The organism is Ralstonia sp. 24A2 (assembly GCF_051783885.1).
In the GTDB taxonomy this organism is placed as follows: Bacteria; Pseudomonadota; Gammaproteobacteria; order Burkholderiales; family Burkholderiaceae; genus Ralstonia.
Window position 1 is genome coordinate 2,269,662 of the sequence record NZ_JBPVZD010000002.1, and the last position, 20,350, is coordinate 2,290,011.

The 20,350-nt window shown below is 64.0% G+C and carries 13 protein-coding genes; 6 read left to right on the forward strand and 7 right to left on the reverse strand.

What is annotated here, in order from left to right; genetic code table 11:
* Positions 1 to 23: 23 nt before the first annotated feature.
* From pqqE to pqqA, 5 genes are all read right to left on the reverse strand, one after another.
* The gene (gene pqqE / locus ACS13N_RS15465) at positions 24 to 1,208 is read right to left on the reverse strand and encodes a pyrroloquinoline quinone biosynthesis protein PqqE (protein ID WP_438932447.1); all 1,185 of its coding nucleotides are present in this window, start codon (positions 1,206 to 1,208) and stop codon (positions 24 to 26) included.
* Positions 1,180 to 1,452: a pyrroloquinoline quinone biosynthesis peptide chaperone PqqD gene (gene pqqD / locus ACS13N_RS15470; protein WP_048932035.1), complete on the reverse strand. Its 273-nt coding sequence runs from the start codon at positions 1,450 to 1,452 to the stop codon at positions 1,180 to 1,182. The genes pqqE and pqqD overlap by 29 nt, the downstream gene beginning before the upstream one ends.
* A complete protein-coding gene (gene pqqC / locus ACS13N_RS15475) occupies positions 1,433 to 2,143 on the reverse strand; it encodes a pyrroloquinoline-quinone synthase PqqC (protein ID WP_438932448.1) in 711 nt (236 codons plus the stop codon). The genes pqqD and pqqC overlap by 20 nt, the downstream gene beginning before the upstream one ends.
* Entirely contained in the window at positions 2,140 to 3,057 is a 918-nt protein-coding gene (gene pqqB / locus ACS13N_RS15480) for a pyrroloquinoline quinone biosynthesis protein PqqB (protein WP_438932449.1), read from the reverse strand. The genes pqqC and pqqB overlap by 4 nt, the downstream gene beginning before the upstream one ends.
* Before the next feature lie 137 nt (positions 3,058 to 3,194).
* Complete coding sequence (gene pqqA, locus ACS13N_RS15485; RefSeq protein ID WP_009277446.1) at positions 3,195 to 3,269, reverse strand: pyrroloquinoline quinone precursor peptide PqqA; 75 nt, start codon at positions 3,267 to 3,269, stop codon at positions 3,195 to 3,197.
* Positions 3,270 to 3,368: 99 nt separating this feature from the next.
* Between pqqA and ACS13N_RS15490 the strand changes: the two genes are divergently transcribed.
* Positions 3,369 to 4,313 (forward strand): alpha/beta fold hydrolase, encoded by a 945-nt coding sequence (locus tag ACS13N_RS15490; RefSeq protein ID WP_438932450.1) that lies wholly within the window; start codon positions 3,369 to 3,371, stop codon positions 4,311 to 4,313.
* Here the strand turns inward: ACS13N_RS15490 and ACS13N_RS15495 are convergent.
* Positions 4,299 to 6,308, reverse strand: a complete 2,010-nt coding sequence (locus tag ACS13N_RS15495; RefSeq protein ID WP_438932451.1) for a sigma-54-dependent Fis family transcriptional regulator — start codon at positions 6,306 to 6,308, stop codon at positions 4,299 to 4,301. The two genes, ACS13N_RS15490 and ACS13N_RS15495, sit on opposite strands and share 15 nt — an antisense overlap.
* Positions 6,309 to 6,579: 271 nt before the next feature.
* Here ACS13N_RS15495 and pedF point away from each other — a divergent pair, with 271 nt between their 5' ends.
* From pedF to pbpC, 5 genes are all read left to right on the forward strand, one after another.
* Positions 6,580 to 7,065 (forward strand): cytochrome c-550 PedF, encoded by a 486-nt coding sequence (gene pedF, locus ACS13N_RS15500; protein WP_438932452.1) that lies wholly within the window; start codon positions 6,580 to 6,582, stop codon positions 7,063 to 7,065.
* A 93-nt stretch (positions 7,066 to 7,158) separates the two neighbouring features.
* Positions 7,159 to 8,052, forward strand: a complete 894-nt coding sequence (locus ACS13N_RS15505; RefSeq protein WP_438932453.1) for a substrate-binding periplasmic protein — start codon at positions 7,159 to 7,161, stop codon at positions 8,050 to 8,052.
* A gap of 400 nt (positions 8,053 to 8,452) precedes the next feature.
* Complete coding sequence (locus tag ACS13N_RS15510) at positions 8,453 to 8,650, forward strand: 3'-5' exonuclease (RefSeq protein ID WP_438932454.1); 198 nt, start codon at positions 8,453 to 8,455, stop codon at positions 8,648 to 8,650.
* A gap of 809 nt (positions 8,651 to 9,459) precedes the next feature.
* Entirely contained in the window at positions 9,460 to 15,366 is a 5,907-nt protein-coding gene (locus ACS13N_RS15515; RefSeq protein WP_438932455.1) for an MG2 domain-containing protein, read from the forward strand.
* Between the two features lies 1 nt (position 15,367).
* Positions 15,368 to 17,749 (forward strand): penicillin-binding protein 1C, encoded by a 2,382-nt coding sequence (gene pbpC, locus ACS13N_RS15520; RefSeq protein ID WP_438932456.1) that lies wholly within the window; start codon positions 15,368 to 15,370, stop codon positions 17,747 to 17,749.
* Between the two features lie 62 nt (positions 17,750 to 17,811).
* Here the strand turns inward: pbpC and ACS13N_RS15525 are convergent, their stop codons facing one another.
* Entirely contained in the window at positions 17,812 to 20,145 is a 2,334-nt protein-coding gene (locus ACS13N_RS15525; protein WP_438932457.1) for a putative bifunctional diguanylate cyclase/phosphodiesterase, read from the reverse strand.
* Positions 20,146 to 20,350: the final 205 nt, after the last annotated feature.

Genomic DNA, 20,350 nt, shown 5'->3' on the forward strand with positions numbered 1-20,350 from the left:
CGGCCCTTCTTCATGGTTGTCTGCTATGACGGTGTGAGCTGACGCGAGTTCGCATCCGTGCGGAACACGATGGGCACCTCGCCGGTGCGGGTGTCGCGCATCTTCCCGAAGCCGTTCATCGCGGCCATCCGGCCTTGCAGTACAACCTTCTGCAGCACACCGTGGTCCGGCGAGCGGCCACATGCCGGGTCCGTGCGTGTGGCATCGCCCGTCAGCAGATAGGCCTGGCAGCGACAGCCGCCGGCATCCTCTTCGCGCGATTCGCACGACTGGCACGGCTCGGGCATCCAATGCGTGCCACGGAAGCGCTGGAAGGCATCACTGGTCTGCCAGATTTCGCGCAGCGGCTGGTTGAGGACGTTGGGCAACGCCAGCCCCGGCAGCATGCGCGCCGAGTGGCACGGCAGCGCCACACCGTCGGGCGCGATGCCAAGGAACGTGGTGCCCCAGCCGTTCATGCACTTCTTCGCACGGTCTTCGAAATAATCCGGCACCACGTAGAGCAGTTGGCAGCGTTTGCCGATGCGTGTGCGGTACTCATTTACTACGGCCTCGGCGTCGCGTAACTGCTCGAACGTCGGCATCAACGCCAGGCGGTTCTCCCATGCCCAGCCGTAGTACTGCGTGTTGGCGAGTTCCAGGTACTCGGCGCCAATCTCCAGCGCCATGTCGATGATGGCGCCCACGTGCGGCAAGTTGTGCCGGTGCATCACGCAGTTCATCACCATCGGATAGCCGTGCGCCTTGATCAGGTCGGCGACGCGGCGTTTTAGGTCAAAGGTGCGCGTGCTAGACAGGAAGTCGTTCAGCTCGCGCGTGGAATCCTGGAACGACAGCTGGATGTGGTCCAGCCCCGCCGCACGCAACGCACCAAGCCGCTCATCGGTCAGGCCCACGCCCGAGGTCACCAGATTCACGTAGAACCCGAGCTTGTGGGCTTGTGCGACCAGCGTTTCGAGGTCCTTGCGCATCAGCGGCTCGCCGCCGGACAGGCCGAGCTGCACGGCGCCCAGCGCCCGCGCCTGCGTGAAGACATCGCACCATTGCTCGGTAGTGAGTTCCCGATCGTGCTGCGTGTAGTCGACCGGGTTCGAGCAGAACGGACAATGCAGCGGGCAGCGATAGGTCAACTCCGCCAGCAGCCAGAGCGGCGGGCCCGGGAGCGGAGGGGAGGCGGCCTCAAACGAGCCAGCCGCGTTCGAATGCATGTTTGACAAAGGCGTGGACCTCCGGCGCGATGCCCTGCACGCCGAAGGCGGACTGCAGGTCATCGATCAGCATGTCGAGGGTATGGGCGCCGTCGCAGCGCTGCAGGATCGCGGCGGCGCTGTCGTTGAGCGTGACCATGCCCTCGGGGTACAGCAGGACCCAGCTCTGCTGCATGTCTTCCCACTGCAGCCGGAAGGTCCGGTGCAGCGTGGGGTGGCTGGGATCAGGCAGGGATGGCGTCATGGGCGTGGGCCTGTTGGATGGCATCGAGCATCGACCAGAGGATGTCGAGCTTGAACTGCAGGATGTCCAGCGCACGTTGCTGCTGCTCCGGCGTGCGGAAATAGTCGAGCGTGACGCGCAGGCCGTGTTCGACATCGCGCGAGGCCAGCGGAATGCGCGAGCGGAAATACGCCAGCCCTTCCGGCTGCACCCAGGGGTACTGCTCAGGCCAGCCGGCCAGCCGCTCCTTGTGGATGTCCGGTGCAAACATCTCCGTGAGCGAGGAGCACACGGCTTCTTGCCACGGCGCACGCCGCGCGAAGTTCACGTACGCATCCACCGCAAAGCGCACGCCCGGCAGCAGATGCTGGTGCGACCACAGTGCGTCGCGCTTCAGCCCAACCGCTTCGCCCAGACGCACCCAGCTCTCGATGCCGCCCGGCCGGTCGTCGTCGCCGTCGTGGTCGTGAATGCGGACGATCCACTCACGGCGTGTTTCGCGGTCGGGGCAGTTGGAGAGGATGGCCGCATCCTTGAGCGGGATGTTGACTTGGTAGTAAAAGCGGTTAGCGACCCAGGTGCGGATCTCTTCCGGCGTACATTCCCCGGCGCGCATGCGCAGGTTGAACGGATGGTGGATGTGGTAGCCGGCCTGCTTTGCGCGCAGGCGGGCCTCAAACTCGTGGGCGGTCCAGGCAACAGGGTGTGTCATAGCGCGATTTCCATGCCGTCGTAAGCCACCTCGATGCCGTGCGCGTCCAGCTCCCGGCGTTGCGAGGAGTCTTCGTCGAGGATCGGGTTGGTGTTGTTGATGTGGATGAGAATCTTGCGTGCGGCCGGCAACTGGTCGAGCGTTTCGATCATGCCGCCGGGGCCGGACTGCGCAAGGTGCCCCATGTCGGCCGCCGTCTTGGTGGAGAAGCCGAGGGCGAGCATCTCGTCGTCGCGCCAGCAGGTGCCGTCCACCAGCACCACGTCAGCCGCGCCCAGCTCGTCGAAGACGTGCGGCTCGATGCGCGCGAGGCCCGGCGCATAGAAGGCGCGTCGGCCGCTCTTGCGATCGACGATGCGCAGGCCGATGTTGTCGCCCACGCGGTGGGCATTGCGGCTGGGCGAATACGGCGGCGACTTGCTCTCCAGCGGGATCGCCGTCAGTGCCAGATCGTCGAGCGGCGGGATGGTGAATGCGTTGCCGTCCAGCGAAAGCGTGTGTGCATCCAGCCCGCAGTAATACGACAGCAGGTGTGTGAGCGGGAACGCGGTGGACAGATCGCTGAGCACTGCCGCGCTGGCATAGAGCGGCAACGCCTGACGGTGCTCGCGCAGCATCAGCAGACCGGTCACGTGGTCGATCTGCGCGTCGATCAGCACCACGCCCGCGATGCCCGTATCGCGCGGCGTGCGCGCCGGTTGCAGCGCCGGCGAGGCACGCAACTGCGCGAGGATGTCCGGCGAGGCATTCACCACGATCCAGTTGTGCAGACCATCGCCCAACGCAATGGAAGATTGCGTGCGCGGGGCGGCGCGCACGGTGCCGCGCCGTACACCGTCGCAGTTGCGGCAGTTGCAGTTCCACTGCGGGAAACCGCCGCCGGCGGCCGAGCCAAGAACTCTGAGTATCGTCATGATGCGAGCCCAACGTGTTGAGCGGATTGAGCAAGAAGTCGGCCAGGAAGATGCGCGAGGCAAGTCGAAGGCGAAAAAAAAACCCGCCGTGAACAACCAGCGGGCCTGGAGGGCTTTGCGTGCTCAGTCGTGCGACATCAGCGGTTGGCGATGTACATGGTGATTTCGAACCCCAGTCGCAGTTCGGTGTAGGCGGGCGTTGTCCAGTTCATGTCTCCTCCGTGAGGGTTGGCATAGTTAGTGAGTGCAGTGTTCCGCAGCTGACGCAGGCATTCTGCCGAACGCAGCCGCCCATCATGAAGGCAACATCCATGCCCACTCCAGACTGGCCAACCAACACCACTTGCCTTGACTTGCGCACGCCGGACGGCCACGTCCTGCATGTGCGGCAATGCGGGCCGGACGGCGGCGAGCCCTGGCTGGTGTTGCATGGCGGCCCCGGCAGCGGCTGCTCGCCTTCGATGGCCGCGTGGTTTGATCCTCAACTGCATCGCGTGGTATTGCCGGACCAACGCGGCGCCGGACGCTCGCGCCCGGCCGGTACCCTGCGGCGCAATACGGTGACGGCGTTGCTGGCCGATCTCGAGCAAGTGCGCCGCACGCTGGGCATCGAACGCTGGGGCGTGGTCGGCGGGTCATGGGGCGCGGCGCTGGCACTGGCCTATGCGGACCGCTTTCCCGACGCGGTGGCAGCGCTGGTGTTGCGCGGCACCTTCCTGACCGGCTTCGACGATGTGCAGGCGCTGTTCAACGCGCGTGGTGCCGGCCGTGATCTGCTGCGTGGTATGGATCGGAAAGGGGAGGGTCTTCCCGGCGCGCGCGGGCGCCTTCTCGTTGCAACAAATATGTTGCAGGTTGGTACAACTGTTCAGAAATTGAACATCGCCACCCAGTGGCAGCGTGCAGAGCGTCGACTGTTGGGACTACGGTCGCAGGTGGGGCGCCCAACGTGGCTGCAGCAGATGGCCCTGGTGCGCAAATACCAGATTCAGGCGCATTACCTGTATCGCCGGGCAGGGCTAGGGAAATCTGCGTTGCTGCGGGCTGCTGCACGTATCGGTGCACGAGGGTTGCCGGTCACGCTGCTGCATGGTCGGGAAGACAACGTTTGCCGTCCGGAGAATGCGCTGCGTCTGGCTGCAGCGATACCGCAAGCGCGGCTGGTGTGGGTGCGGGGCGGGCACTTGGCCGAGGGCGCAATGGCGCAGGCGCTGGGTGCCGCCATTCGCGCGTCGGCGTGGTCAGTCGGTGTCTGAGGGCAGGCCGCCGGCCTCGTCGATCCGGCGGTAGATGGTGTTGCGCGAAATGCCGAGCGCCTTGGCAGCAGCGGAGATGTTGCCGTTATGCGCCTTCACGGCCGCCATGATGGCCATGCTTTCCACATCGGCAAGCCGCTTGGGGTGGGCGTTGCCGGGGATGGCCGCAGCCGGTGGCGCGTCCGCAGCCGTTGCGCTGACCGGGGCGGGCTGCTCGCCGTGACGTGCCTGCCAGTCTTCAAGGAAGTCGTCGGGCAGGTGGTCTTCCGTGATTTCCGGGGCGTCATCGGCCATCAGCCGGGCGGTGCGCAGCAGGTTGCCGAGCTGGCGGATATTGCCTGGCCAGTGGTAGCTGCGGAACATCTGCATCACCGCGTCGCTGATAGGCGGTGCGTCGGCCTGTTCGAGCTTCAGCAGCTTGTCGGCCACCACATCGAGGTCGCTGCGCTCGCGCAGCGCCGGCAAGCGTACGACCAGGCCGTTGAGCCGGTAGTACAGGTCTTCGCGGAACTGGCCGCTGGCGATCATGTCGCGCATATTGCGGTGGGTTGCGCACACCACCGCCACATCGACCTGGATCAGCTTGTTGCTACCGAGCGGTGACACCGCGCGCTCCTGCAACGCGCGCAGCAGGCGGGCCTGCAGATGCAGCGGCATGTCGCCGATCTCATCGAGGAACAGCGTGCCGCCATTGGCCAGCACCATCTTGCCAATGCCGCCTTTCTTGCGGGCCCCGGTGAAGGCGCCTTCCTCATAGCCGAACAGTTCGGATTCGATCAGCGCTTCCGGAATCGACGCGCAATTCACGGCGACAAACGGCCCGGCGTGGCGCGGGCTGTCGGCGTGGATGGCGCGGGCCAGCAGTTCCTTGCCGGTGCCGGTTTCGCCCAGCACCATGACAGTGATGTCCTTGCCGATGACCTTGCGCAGCTTGCCGATGACGGTCTTGATCTGCGAGTCGCCCGTGTCCAGCGCCTCCAGGCTGGCGGGCTGCCTGGCCGGCTCGATGTAAGGGCGGCGCGGTGCCGTATCACGGTCAGTCGACATATCGTTGCCGATTGCACCGCCCACGATGCGGTTGGCAGGCTGCTTCCATTCGACACGCGCAAACACTTTCACGCCGCTGGGCAACTGCAACTGCACGATGCCCGCTGGCGCGCTGCGCTCCCGGTCGATCAGCTGCGACATCGACAGCCCGAACAGCGACGAGAAGGTATGCGCATGCAGGGAGCGGATTGACAACCCAAGCTGGAATTCCCCGCTGCGGTTGGCCGACAGGAAGCGCCCGGCGGGCGTAAAGGCCGCAATGCCTTCGACCAACGTGCCGATGAATTCCGGGCGCGAGTGGAAATGGATGCACACCACGTCCTGGAACGTGTTGGCAAACAGCTGGTTTTCGATCATCTGCGCCGACATGCGCACCAGTGCCATGGTGTGCTTGTGAAAGCCCCGGTGGTCGCCGGTCACGTCCAGCGCGCCCACCGTGGCGCCGTACGGATCGAAGATCGGCGCGCAGGAGCAGGTGAGGAACTGGTTGGCCTGCAGATAGTGTTCGGCGGCATGGACCAGCGTGGGCTTGCCGTCGGCCAGCGCCGTGCCGATGGCGTTGGTGCCCCGGCTTTCCTCCGACCATGACGCGCCCGGCTGCAAGGCCACCTTGCTGGCCTGGGCGAGGAAATCGTCATCGCCCAGCGAATGCAGGATCAGGCCCGACGTGTCGGTCAGGATCACCATGCTTTGCGTGTTGACGATCTGGCTGTAGAGCGTCTCCATCACGGGCAGCGCATGCGCAAACAGCGATTGGCTGCGCTCGATCTCGGTTTTCAGCTCGCTTTGCAGCACCGGGCTGAAGTCGGGCGACTCGTAGGGCCGCAAGCCATAGGACTTGGATCGTTCGTGCGATTGCGCGATCAGCTCGGGCTGGTCGTTCGGGCCGTCACCGAGCGTGGCAGGGGTGTTCTCGGACGCGCGGGTGGCTGCCGCGTGAGGGGTCATGGTCGGTCTCCTTAAACTCGCCCGCAATCTGTGTGCGGGTCGCCCGGCTCGCCCTGGTCGCTATCGCCAGAGACAAGCCGGAAGTGTTGCGCCATGAAGCAAGACCCTTGCCAGGGTGTTGCATTCCTGAGCACCTGTTGCCAACCCACACGCCGGATCTCCAGACCGCTTCGCGGATGTTTCCCCGATTTGCCGGTAGCGTTATCGCCTTGGTATGGGTCTTGCAGAAAGGTCTCCAAAAATCGTTTTAACGACACTCAGGAGACAAACCTTGAAAACGCCTCGCAACTTGTTCGCGCTGCTTTCTGCCTGCGCACTTCTGGCTGGGGGATTGCCCGCCACCGCAACCGCTCATGGTGATGTCACGCCGCAGGCCGTGGACACGCACACCTTACCGCAACTGGGCGTCGATTGGCGTCAGGACAATCCATACCGCGCAGGCCCCGCACATGACGAGGCACTGCGCATCGGGGCCTCGGCGTACAACCAGAACTGCGCGCGCTGCCACGGGCTGGAAGCCATTTCCGGTGGGATTGCGCCTGACCTGCGCAAGCTCGATACCGACTGCATGTCGCTGGCCGACGCGAAGAAGAAGGACGCCTGTTTCGCAGAGGTCTCGCAGTACATGACGAGCACCGTGCGCCATGGCCGCACGCGCGACGGCCGCGTCTACATGCCGCCGTTCGACGGCGTGCTGAGCCAGGAAGCCGTCTGGGCGATCAAGACCTATCTTGAGTCGCGCCGCGTGCAGGACTAAGCGGCCGTCCCGTTGTTTGCTGTTTCGCGAGCCGGCGCTGTCCCAGTCTGCGTGTTGCGTCGGCTCGTCTATTGATCCGCCAGGAGAGGTCTCATGAACGCCCGTCTTTGGTTGGACATGGCTCGGTTCTTTTGTCGTCTTGGCCGCAGCCTTGCCAGCTTCCTAGTTGCTGCGGCAATCATTTGGGTAGGCGCCACACCGGCGCATGCCGACATGGCAAAGATTCGCCAGGGTGGCAGCCTGAAGGTCGCTCTGTATAAGGGGCTGCCGCCGTTCTCAGACAATGTGGGCGGCCAGTTCACCGGCATCGACGTTGCGCTGGCGAACGCACTCTGCAAGCAGATGGGGTTGTCTGCCACGCTGCTGCCGTTCGATGCCGACGACGACGGCATGTCGGGCGACCTGCGCAACATGGTTTGGAAGGGACACTATCTGGGGTATGGCCCGGCCGACGTCATGCTGCACGTGCCGGTGGACCCGAACTTCGTTCGTCAAAACGACCAGGTGCTGATCTTCGCGCCGTATCACCGTGAGGGGTTCGTGCTGGCCTACGATCATGACCGTATCCATCAGGTCAGCCGCTTCGAGGACTTGGCCGGCCAGCCGACCGGTGCGGAACAGGGGTCGGCAGGTGCCAATGCCTTGCTCTCGGGCGCCCAAGGCGCGCTGCGCGACAAGGTGAAGATCTACGCTGAAGCTGACGAGGCCTTGCGCGCTTTGTTCTCCGGCGAAATCGCCGCGGTGATGGTGACGCGCTCGCAGTACGAGAGCGCGCTGAAAACACAGGGCAAGTCTGCCGCGCGCTTCCCAATCACTGAACTTGAGTCGCCCGTTCTACCTCCGCGTGGCTGGGCCATTGGCATGGCGGTCAAGGAGGATCAGCGCGCGCTGGCGCAGGCGCTGGAAAGTGCGCTGCAAGCCCTGCGCGAGAGCGGTGAGTTGCAGCGCATTTTTGCCCGGTATGGGGTGTCGATCGTGGCGCCTTAAGGGCAAATATTGCCCCTGACTCTCCACCTCATTGCGAACCATCAACACAGGTTTGTTGATCTTGCGAGCCACGCATTCGGCCGGATAGCGGTGAGCCTACGCCAGCCGACGCGTTTCGACCCAATCCACAATCTTGCTGGCCAATGTCTTGGCGTCGTAGACAGCAGTCATGCTGTGCAGCCGCAGCGCTTCGCCCGACACTGCTGGTCGACGATCAGCGATGAAACACCACGCCCGGCCAGCCGGCGCGGAAGGCCGACTCGGTAAAGCATTTCCCGTTTCCCGGGCGGAGCCGAGGCTATTAAGCTGTACCAGCGCGGGGTAGGGCCATCGACACCTTCAGCGCGAACGTAGAGGTCGGCGAGATGCGTCTCGCCATTGGGGCTACACAAGCTCAAAAGTGTTGGCGTTCCAAGCGGGCATCATGGTAGGGCTGGAGAACGGTGTGTTCCCTAGTGGCTTGGACAGGACTAAAGGGCAGTTGGAAGAGGTGGCTCGTCTTTTCCATGTAGGCGTGACGCGCGCCAAAACACAAATTCATCTGACCTACGAGTCAGACGAGTCGCCGCTGATTTCGTTTATTCGGAAGGCAGCCTAGTTGATCTGACTTTCAAGGAGCGACCAGTGTCTTTGGGCTTCGGTTTCCCGAGCATTGTCCTGATGGGCGTGCTTTGCGGCTGCGATTCTGGTTCTTTGGCTGCGGCTGTGCGACAGAGCTGACGTAGCTCCGTGGCCGCCCCCTTGGGATTTTAGCAAGACGACGGAGCAAGACCGGAATCCCCGCAAAGCCTTGGCTTCGGCACAAGCGGACGGCTCTGGCGGTAAAAGCGACGGTAAAGCACCAGGTTGATCACAGTCGTTCCCACTGACCACGTGGGTTTGGGGAGCCTGTTGAGGATCGAGTGGGAATGAGGTTGCACTTCCCTAGCTAGGCATTGAGAAGAAAGCCCGCATTGCGCGGGTTTTTTTCGTCCGGCGGTGCCATGCAGGCGAGGTACCCGGTGTGTTTCAAGGCATTAACAAACGATCTTGGTGGCGTGCCCGATTTTGCCGTGTTTGGATATACGCAAATTGGAGAGGCACAGAGTTAAGCCGAACGTGGGCGACGCGGATTGAGGAATTGTTGTTTTTCTCGATGCAGGCATCGGTCGTTGTATTTTTTTCGGATAGCTGTTGGATAATTTTGTGCGCGCTTGGCTTTCTGCAAATAGGGACACCAAGGCGACACAAACAGAAGACAGAAGGGCGTGCCTGAAAGTGGCAACGTTCTGCTAAGGAACAATAACAATGGACTTGCTGCGCTTTCTGCTGCGATTGCCCGTTCGGGTCGCCAGTTTTCTGCTGTCGTTGATTGCGCGCATATTGCGGCCAATATTCGGCAGCGTTGCCTGGTCGGCGCCCGCATGGATGCCCGCTACGGCAGCCGTGGCCCGACGCCGGCCCTGGCACTTCGGTGGTGGTGTCGCAGCAGCCATTGCACTGGCGATTGCTGGCGCGTTCGGCTGGCACTGGTATCAGCACCGTCCGAAGCCAGTCGAGCCCGAGCGCATCACGTTCAAGGTCAGGGCGCCCGCCTTGACCAGCTATATGGATGAAGAGGGCAAGCCCAAGGTCACCATTCATCCGCTCGACATTGATTTCTCGCATTCAGCGGCGCCAATCGAACTGGTTGGCAAACCGGCCGGCAACGGCATTTCGATGGAGCCCGCCCTCAAGGGAGAGTGGACGTGGCTGAACGATCGTACGTTGCACTTCATGCCGGCCGCCGATTGGCCGATTGGGGCGCACGTTGAGGTGAAGTTCGACGTGGCCCAGGTGTTTGCCAAGCATGTGCTGCTGGCGGATGACCATCTCGAGTTCAATGTCCCAGCATTTGGCGTGCAGTTTGGCGCAAGCGAGTTCTATCAGGACCCGCAGAATGCCGCGGGTAAGAAGACGATTTTCCCGATCCGGTTCAATTACCCGGTCGATGCAGCCCAGTTTGAGAAGCGCATTGCGCTGGAGATGGTCGGCCGCGATGGGAAAACCAGCACGCCGCTGCGCTTCAGCGTCACCTACGATGCGGCCAAGCTCAATGCCTGGGTGCACTCCCAGCAGCTCGACATTCCACGTGATGATCTGTCGGCGCGTCTGACGTTGGACAGTGGCGTGCGCAGCATCCGCGGTGGCGACGGTACCAAGGCGCCGCAGCAGACGGCCGTCCGCGTGCCGGGGCTGTACAGCCTGGCTGTCAACCAGCTTGCCCCGACGCTGGTCGACAACGACCGCTACGAGCCGGAGCAGGTGCTGCTGGCGGAATTGAGTGGCGCCGTGCGCGGCAGCGATCTCGCGGGTCTGGTCAAGGCCTGGGTGCTGCCCAAGCGCAAGCCTGGCGTCGACCAGGGGGACGACGAGCCGCCGTATTCCTGGAACATCACGGAAGTTGGCGAAGACGTGCTGCGCCAATCGCAGTCGCTCAATCTCGAGCTGACGCCAACGGAAGGCGACTACGCGCCGCTGCAGAGCTTCAAGTACCGCGCGCAACCCGGGCAGCGCGTCTACGTGCGGGTGGATGCCGGCCTGAAGTCGTTCGGCGGTTACCAACTCGGCAAGCCGGTGCAGCAGGTCCTGACCGTGCCGGACTATCCCAAGCTGCTGCGCTTCATGGCCGACGGCTCATTGCTCTCCATGAGCGGCAGCAAGCGCATCTCGGTGGTGTCACGCAATTTGCCGGGGATGAAGCTGGAGATTGGCCGCGTCAGGCCCGATCAGCTTCAGCATCTGGTGAGTTTCAACCAAGGCACGTATGCGCGCCCCCAACTGAGCTACAGCTTCGGCGAAGACCACATCGTTGAACGCTTCGAGCAGAAGCTTGCCTTCCCGGAAACGGACCCGGGCAAAGCGCACTACGAGGGTGTCGATCTTGGCCAGTACCTGAAGAACGGCAAGCGCGGCGTCTTCTTGTTGCACCTGTCGGGCTACGACCCAGCCGCCGAAAAGAAAAAGGCGGACGCCGCTCAAGCGGATGCGGATACGCAATCAGGGGTCGACAGCGACGGTAGTGGTGACAGCGAAGCCGGTAATGGTAATGGCGATAGCGACGGCGACAACGGCCAGGTGCCGACAGATACCCGCCTGATCGTCGTGACGGATCTCGGCATGCTGGTTAAGCGCGCGCTGGACGGCAGCCAGGACGTGTTCGTGCAGTCGATCCGCACCGGGCGCCCGGTGGCGGGGGCATCCGTGTCGGTCGTGGCGATCAATGGCCAGACGCTCTATACGCAGACGACCACTGCCGACGGCGTCGTGCACTTCCCGACCTTCAAGGGCCTGGAACGCGAAAAGCGTCCGAAGCTGTACATCGTCAAGAAGGGCGAAGACCTGTCGTTCCTGCCGATTGCGAACTCCGACCGACAGCTTGATTTCTCGCGCTTTGACGTTGGTGGCGAGCGTAACGCGACCAACCAGGGGCAACTGTCGGCGTACCTGTTCTCCGACCGGGGCATCTACCGGCCGGGCGATCAGTTCCATATCGGCCTGATCGTGCGTGCCGCCAGCTGGGCGCGCAGCCCTGCGGGCATTCCGTTGCAGGCGGAGATCGTCGACCCGCGCGGCATGACGGTGAAGCGCCAGCCCGTGACCGTCGATGCCTCGGGCTTTACGGAACTCGACTACACCCCGGCCGAGACGGCGCCCACCGGCACTTGGGCGGTCAATCTCTACATCGTCAAGAATGGGCAGGCCGTCGATGCGCCGATCGGCAGCACCACGGTGCTGATCAAGGAGTTCCTGCCGGATCGGATGAAGGTCGAGGCCAAGCTGTCGCAACAGGTGGCCGAGGGCTGGGTCAAGCCGGATCAGCTCAAGGGTATCGTCGATGCGCAGAACCTCTTCGGCACACCGGCGGCGAACCGCCGCGTGACGGCATCGCTGACCCTGCGGCCGGCATGGCCGGCATTCCGCAGCTGGCCGGGTTACCAGTTCTTCGATGCGCGGCGCGCGAAGGAGGGTTACACGACCCAGCTACAGGACGGCAAGACCGATGAGAAGGGCCACGCAGAGTTCGACCTCGACCTGAAGAAGTACGCCGATGCCACGTATCAGCTGTACTTCCAATCCAAGGCATTCGAAGCCGAGGGCGGGCGCAGCGTGGCTGCAAATGCACAGGGGCTGGTGTCGAACAATCCGTGGCTGGTCGGCTACAAGGCAGTCGACGACCTGGGCTATGTGAAGCGTGGCAGCCCGCGCACGGTCAAGCTCGTCGCCATTGACCCGGGCGCGAAGGCGATCGAGCTGAAGGACTTGCGTGCGCAACTGGTCGAGCTGCGCTACGTGTCGGTGCTGACCAAGCAGGATTCCGGCGCCTACAAATACGACTCGCGGCTCAAGGAGGTGCCGGTCGACGAGAAGCCGCTGGCGATTCCCGCCGCCGGGCTCGACTACGCCCTTCGCACCGACAAGCCGGGCAACTACGCGCTGGTGATCCGCAGTGCGGACCGCACCGAGGTCAACCGCATCCAGTACCTGGTGACCGGCGAGGCGAACGTATCGCGCTCACTCGACCGCAACACCGAGCTGCAGATCAGCCTGAGCAAGCACGACTACAAGGCAGGCGAGTCGGTGGAGGTGGCCATCCGTGCGCCGTATGCGGGCAGCGGCCTGATCACAATCGAGCGCGACAAGGTCTACGCGCAAGCATGGTTCCATGCCGATACGACCAGCTCTGTGCAGCGCATCACCGTGCCGGCCGGCTTTGAAGGCAACGGCTACATCAACGTGCAGTACATCCGCGATCCGTCTTCCGACGAGATCTTCATGAGCCCGTTGAGCTACGGCGTGGTGCCGTTTTCGGTCAACATGGACGCGCGGCGCAATGGGCTGAAGATCGATGCACCGGCGCTGGTCAAACCGGGCGAGACGGTCAACTTCAACGTGCACTCCACGCGGCCAGGCAAGGTGGTGGTGTTTGCGGTGGACGAGGGCATCCTGCAGGTCGCGCACTACAAGCTGGGCGATCCGCTCAAGTACTTCTTCCGCAAGCGCATGCTGGAGGTCGGCACATCGCAGATTCTCGACCTGATCCTGCCCGACTTCGAGAAGCTGATGTCGATGGCCGCGCCGGGCGGTGATGCCGACGATGCGATCGGCCGGCAGCTCAATCCGTTCAAGCGCAAGCGCGACAAACCGGTGGTCTACTGGTCGGGCATCGTCGACGTGAATGGCGACACGCGCCTGAGCTACACCGTGCCGGATTACTTCAACGGCAAGCTGCGTGTGATGGCGGTGTCGGTGTCGCCTGATCTGGTGGGCACCTATGAAGGCGCGACCACCGTGCGGGGCGATTTCGTCCTGTCGCCAAACGTGCCCACGACACTGGCCCCCGGTGATGAGGCCGAGGTGAGCGTGGGCGTAGCCAACAACGTGACCGGTGCCGGTGACAAGCCCATGCCGATTGCCGTGACGCTGAAGGTTGGCCCGCAATTGCAGGTGGTCGGCCCCGCCACGCAGAGCGTGATGCTTGCGCCCATGCATGAAGGCGTGGCGCTGTTCCGTGTGAAGGCAACCGACACCCTGGGCTCGGGCAACCTGAGTTTCAGCGCGCGTGCGGGCGGCAAGTCTGCGCAGCAGGGCGTGGACGTGTCGATCCGACCGGCAGCGGCCTTCCGCACGCAGTTGGACGTGGCGCGCATCGATGCCGACAAGAAGGCGAACTTGCCGAATCTGCGCAAGATGTACGACGCCTATGCGGCGCGCGAGGCAAGCATGTCCACCGGGCCACTGGTGCTGTCGCAGGGGCTGGCTTCCTATCTCGTCAACTATCAGCACTACTGCAGCGAACAGGTGGTGAGTGCTGCGGTGCCGCGCCTGTTTGCATCGAAGTGGATGTCGACGCCGTCGCTGCAGAATGTGCTGCACAGCGCCCTGACGCCGCAACCTGCCGACGACAAGGGTGCGAATACGGCGGCAATCGCGCAATTCCTGGACGTTTTGCGTGCACGCCAGAACGGCCAGGGCGGCTTTGGCGTGTGGACGGCGACGCCCGATGCCGATCCGTTCGTGTCGGCGTACACGATGCACGTGCTGATCGATGCGCGAGAGCATGGCACTACCGTGCCGAAGGAGATGCTCGACGCCGGCACCGCGTACCTGCAGCAGCTTGCCGCCAACGACCGCCTTGGCACGCTCGATCAACTACGGCAGCGCGCCTACGCGGTCTACCTGCTGACGCGCCTGGGGAACGTCACGACCAACAGCTTGGCCGCCGTGCAGAAGCGCCTGCAGGACGCCTTCCCGAACGCGTGGAAGAGCGACCTCGCCGCAGGCTGGCTGGCTGCGTCGTATCAGTTGCTCAAGCAGGACAAGGAGGCCAACAAACTGATCGCAGGGCCGCAGGAGGTGCTGGAGCGCAAGCCATCACGCGACGAGCCCTACGCCTACGGTTACTACATTGATCCGCTGACGCGCGATGCCAGTGTTCTGTACCTGCTGGCCAAGCACTTCCCGGAGCGTGCGCAAGCGTTGCCGCCGCGTGTGCTGGACAACCTTGCCGGGCCGGTTCAGCACAACCGCTTCAACACGCTCTCGTCCGCCATGACCATCCTGGCGCTGGATGCCTACGCGTCGCAGAACGCCAGCGGGCTGGACAAGCTAGCAATCGAGGAGGTGCGCCCGGATGGTAGCGCGAAGGACATCTCCGCAGTCCAGGGCAGTGTGATGCGCTCAGGCACGTGGAGTACGGCGGCATCGCAACTGCGCTTTGTCAACGGCAGCAGCCTGCCAGCGTGGCAGATCACGAGCCAGTCGGGTTACGACCGTACCGCGTCTACGCAGGCGATCAAGAACGGCCTCGAAATCATCCGCGAGTACACCGATGCGAACGGCAAGCCGCTGGACAAGGTCACGCTCGGCCAGGAGATCGACGTGCACCTGAAGATCCGCGCGACCGACAGCAAGAGCCTCGGCAACGTGGCGATTGTCGATCTGCTGCCGGGCGGGTTCGATCCGGTCATCACCCCGCCGCCGGCAACCGATGCTGCGGAGGGGGACGGGCAGGGTGACCCGAACGCCGCGGCCAATACTGCGCCGGCGCCGTGGCGTTCGCCGGTGGGGTTGCCGGGCTCCAGCTGGCAGCCGCAGTACGCGGATGTGCGCGAAGACCGCGTAATCATCTACGGCACGGCCAGCGCCGATGTCGGCGAGTTCGTCTACCGGATCAAGGCAACCAACGCGGGCCGCTTCATCGTGCCGCCCGCCTATGGCGAGTCGATGTACGACCGGCGCGTGCAGGCGCAGGCTGCGGGTGGGGCGGCGCTTAACGTGGTGCGGGCACCGTAACGTGTTGCGTGCTTTGGGCGGCTGGCTGGTTCGCTGGCAGAACTGGCTGGTCGGCGCCCTGCTGATTGGGGCGGTGCTGGCGGGGTGCAGGCTGTGGCCGCATCCGCCGCTGCGCGACTGGAAGCCCTCGTCGATTGCCGTACTGGACGACCAGGGCCGGCTGGTGCGGCTCGCGCTGGCCAAGGACGACCGCTACCGGCTGTGGGTGCCGCTCGACCAGATGTCGCCGCAGCTGGTTGAAGCGGTGCTGTTGCACGAAGACCGTTGGTTCCATTGGCACGCGGGTTTCAATCCCTATGGACTGGCACGCGGAGCGTGGGTGACCTACGTGCGCGGCGGCAGTCCGCAGGGCGGCTCCACCATCACCATGCAGCTGGCGCGCTCGTTGTGGCAGCTCAACACACGCACGCCGCTGGGCAAGCTCAAGCAGGTGGCGCGGGCTGTGCAGCTGGAGCTGTTCTATTCCAAGCGGCAGATTCTTGAGGCCTACCTGAACGATGCGCCATATGGCCGCAACGTCGAAGGCGCGGGAACCGCGAGCCTCGTCTACTTCGACAAGCCGGTCGCCAACCTGACCCTGCCTGAAGCGCTGGCGCTGGCCGTGATCCCGCAGGACCCGGTGCGCCGGCTGCGTGGGTTGCCCGAGCAGGATCAGATCAACCGACAGCTCACCACTGCGCGCAACCGGCTGTATGCGCGTTGGCGCGAACTGCATCCGCAAGACGCCGCATTGCAGCCGCTGTTTGCCTTGCCGTTTGCGCTGCGGCCGCTGATGACACTGCCATTCGAGGCGCCGCACGCGTCCGATCAGCTCCTGGCAGCGCGCCGTGCACAAGGCGACTGGAACGGTACCGACAACCGCGACGCGCGCATCGTGACGACCATCGACCTGGATGTGCAGCATGTGCTGGAGCGCCAGATCGATCGCTATGTGGCGCGCAACGGCGGGCGCGGCATCCGCAACGCCGCGGCGTTGCTGGTGGATACGCGGGACATGGGCGTGAAGGCGCTGGTTGGATCGGCCAATTTTTTCGACAAGACGATCCAGGGGCAGGTCAACGGTACGCTGGCGCGTCGCTCGCCGGGGTCGACGCTCAAGCCGTTCATCTATGGGCTGGGGTTCGACCAGGGCGTGCTGCATCCGCAGACGGTGCTGCGCGACGTGCCGACCTCGTTCGGGCCGTACTCGCCGGAGAATTTCGACGGCCACTTTCTCGGCCCGATCACGGCAACCGATGCGCTGAACCGTAGTCGCAACATCCCGGCGCTCTGGGTGGCATCGAAGCTTCGCGAGCCCGATCTCTATCAGTTGCTGCAGCAGGCCGGCGTGAGCCGGCTGGCGAGCCCGCAGCACTACGGCCTTGCACTGGTGCTGGGCGGCGGCGAGGTCACCATGCAGGATCTGGCCGGCCTGTACGCCATGCTGGCAAACGGCGGCCTGTTCAAGCCGCTTCGCCTGCGCGCAGACGCCCCCACGGTGCCGGGCAAGCGCCTGCTGAGCGCCGAAGCCAGCTTCATGGTGACGGACATGCTGCGCCAGCACCTGCGTCCGGATGAAACCAGCGGCGCCCAGCCTTCGCGCCTGCCGGTGTACTGGAAGACCGGTACGTCGTGGGCATTTCGCGACGCGTGGACAGCAGGTGGTTTCGGCCCCTATGTGCTGGTGGTGTGGGTGGGCAATTTCGACAACACGGGCAACGCCTCCTTTGTTGGCGTGGATGCGGCGGCGCCGTTGTTCTTCCAGATCGTCGATGCGTTGCAGGCCGAGCAGCCGCAGCTGGTGGAGCCTGCGCGGCGTATCCCGGCAAACATCAAACGTGTACAGATTTGCCTGGCCAGTGGCGACCTGCCAAACCAGTGGTGTCCGCAAACCGGCTCGACGTGGTTCATTCCAGGCGTTTCACCGATTCGCGTCAGCAGCGTGCATCGGCCCGTCATGATTGACGACGCCACGGGGCTCGCGGCCTGTCCGCCCTATACCGACAAGCGCACGCACCAGGAGATCTACGAGTTCTGGCCGACCGATCTGCAGCAGGTGTTTGCGCAGGCGGGCATCCCGCGCCGCAAGCCACCGCAGAACCCGGCGTGCCGCAGCGCAGGCGCGGTGGAGGGCGATCCGCCACAGATCACCTCACCGGTGCGCGGCAGCGTGTATGCGGTGCGGATCAAGCAGTCGGCCGATACGCGCATCGCATTCAATGCCACCGCAGATGCGAGCGCGCATGCGCTGTATTGGTTCGTCAACGACGCCTATGCCGGAAAGACGGCGGCCGGTGAAGTCTTGTTCTGGCAACCGCCGACTGCGGGTGAGTACAACGTGCGTGTGGTGGACGACCACGGCCGGAATGATCGGCGGCGGTTGCAGGTGCAACTTGTTGAGTAGCCGTTGATGCGGTGCGGGTGATCCGCATCAGCAAGCGCAAGAAAGCCCGCAGCGCAACCTGGTCAACCGACGCACGCCCGAAGCGCCGAGGTGTCCGGTCCCTCCACATAGCACGCATCCACGGTGGCTTTGTCTTCATCGGACGGCGCTGGCCGGGCGTAGAAGTACCCCTGCGCTTCGGTGCAGCCTGCCTGACAGATCATTCTGACGTGCGCCTGCGTCTCCACGCCTTCGGCCACGGTGGTCACACCCAGCTGGCGGCCCAGGTCTGCAATGGCCTTGACCAGCACTGCGCTGTCAGATCGCTCGGGCAGGTCGCAGACGAAAGAGCGGTCGATCTTGATCTTGTCGAATGGGAACGCGCGCAGATGCGCCAGCGAGGAATAGCCGGTGCCGAAGTCATCGAGCGCGACACGCACACCCATGTTGTAGAGCTGGCGCAGGTCTTCAAAGCTCTCCGCCTCATTCTGGATGAGGGCCGTTTCCGTGACCTCGATCTCCAGGCGCTCGGCCGCGAGGCCCGAGTCGAGCAGGGCCGCGCGCACCGTCTGCGCCAGCGTCGCCTTGCCCAGTTGCATGGGCGAGATATTGACGGCGACGCGGGCACCGTCTTTCCAGCGCGTCGCTTCACGGCAGGCGTGGTGGAGTACGAAACGGCCGAGTTGGTCGATGAGGCCGCTTTGCTCCGCAATCGGCACGAACTCCGCCGGCGGGACCCAGCCGCGCTGCGCATGGTGCCAGCGCACCAACGCCTCGCGCGCGGTCACTTCGCCGGTCTCGAGATTGATGATCGGCTGATAGAAGACAAACAACCGGTCCTGGCTCTCCAGCGCGGCACGCAATTGGGCTTCCAGCCGAGCGCGTTCCTGGATGCAGGTTTCCATGGTCGTGCTGAACAGGCGTACCGTGCCCTTGCCGGCCGCCTTGGCGGCATAGAGCGCAATGTCAGCGCGTGAGAGCAGATTCTCGGCGTCCTGACCGTGGGCAGGCGCCAGCGCAATGCCAACGGATGCCCCGATCCGCACGCTCTGATCCGTACCGAGCGGGTACGGCGCGCTGAGGGCCGTAATGATGGCGCAAGCCAGTGCGTTGGCGCGGTCAGCGTCGTCATGCGGCACGAGCACCGCAAACTCATCACCACCCAACCGCGCGATGGTCGAGCTGGCGTGGTTGCAGACCGCGCACAACCGCGCTGAGACCTGCTCCAGCAGCGCGTCACCCGCGCGGTGGCCCTTGGTATCGTTGATGAGCTTGAAGCCGTCGAGGTCGATATACAGCAGTCCGAGGCGGGTCTCCGGCGTTGCCAGGCGGGCATCCAGCTCTTCGCGGAAGTTGGTGCGATTGGCTAGCCCAGTGAGCATGTCGTAATGGGCAAGCTGGCGGATGCGGTTCTCGGCTTCCACCTCCTTGGTCACCAATTCCCAGGTGAGCATGGGGCCGATGTAGCTGCCGTCGTTGGCGTGCACGGCTGAAATCTTCAGGTCCAGGACTTCCGGCCCAAGCTGCACGCGCGTGTTGTAGGGTAGGTTGGCCGGGTCGGCGAGCAAGCGGCGCTGCACCTCCGGGTGCGCGTGGAAGATATCAATCGAGGTGCCAAACAATGCGTCTGGCCTGACCGGCAGCAGATGCGCAATCCGATCGACCAGGCGTTTGGAGGTGTTGTTGGCGTAGTTGATGGTGAACGTGTCCGGTTTGACCGTCATGACCGCGATCGGCATGTCGTCGATCATGTGCAACAGGCGGCCCTGTTCGGCCTCTCGGCGGCGGGCCTCGGTCTGTGCGTTCACCATGAGGGTGAAGTCCCGATAGTTGATCATCAGGATGACCAGCAGACCGAACGACACCAGGGCCATGTTGATGGCGATGGCCACGAACGTCGGTTGCCCCGTTGCTGCGAAGAACGCGATGAATGCGCCGTTGACGACCACCGTGACCGTGACGGCAGCCGGGCGCAGATGCATCAGGCAGAAGATGCATGCGATGACGGTGATGGCCATGTAGAAGGCCAGATACGAACGCGTGTAGGGGTCGCCATAGTGAAACAGCGCCAGCGACCACGTTGTGAACGACACGGCAATGACACTCGCCAGCCGATTGGTGCGTTTGAGGGCGCTGAGCGCAAGCTCGGGCGTCGGATCGATGCGTCTGGACCGCCACCAATGCAGCACGCGCACGGCGCAGGCCGCAGTCAGCAGCAGCGGAATCCCGATCGACAGCCAGATGGGGGTGACGGCACGGAAGGTCAGCGCAACGGCCCAGGTGCTGGTGATGAGGATGAAATACATCATCGGCAACTGGCGCGAGAAGGCGCGGTACTGCGCTTTGAGCAGCTCGGGGTTGTCCGAAGACACCCCCATGAAGTGAATGACTGTGCTCGCAAACGTTCTGATGTTCATGGAACGCTCCAGGGTTCGAAACGGTCGGGGTGCGAGCAGGTATCCGACACGATGGGCAACGACAGAGTACTAGGTCGGGGCAGGGCCCTGGGCATATGCGGCAGTTGCAGCGTGGATCGACATCACGACCATGAACGGCGCTATCCCAGAACCGTTAGACGACAGGGTTGGTGGGCCACCAGCGAGCGGCATGGCAATTCCTTTG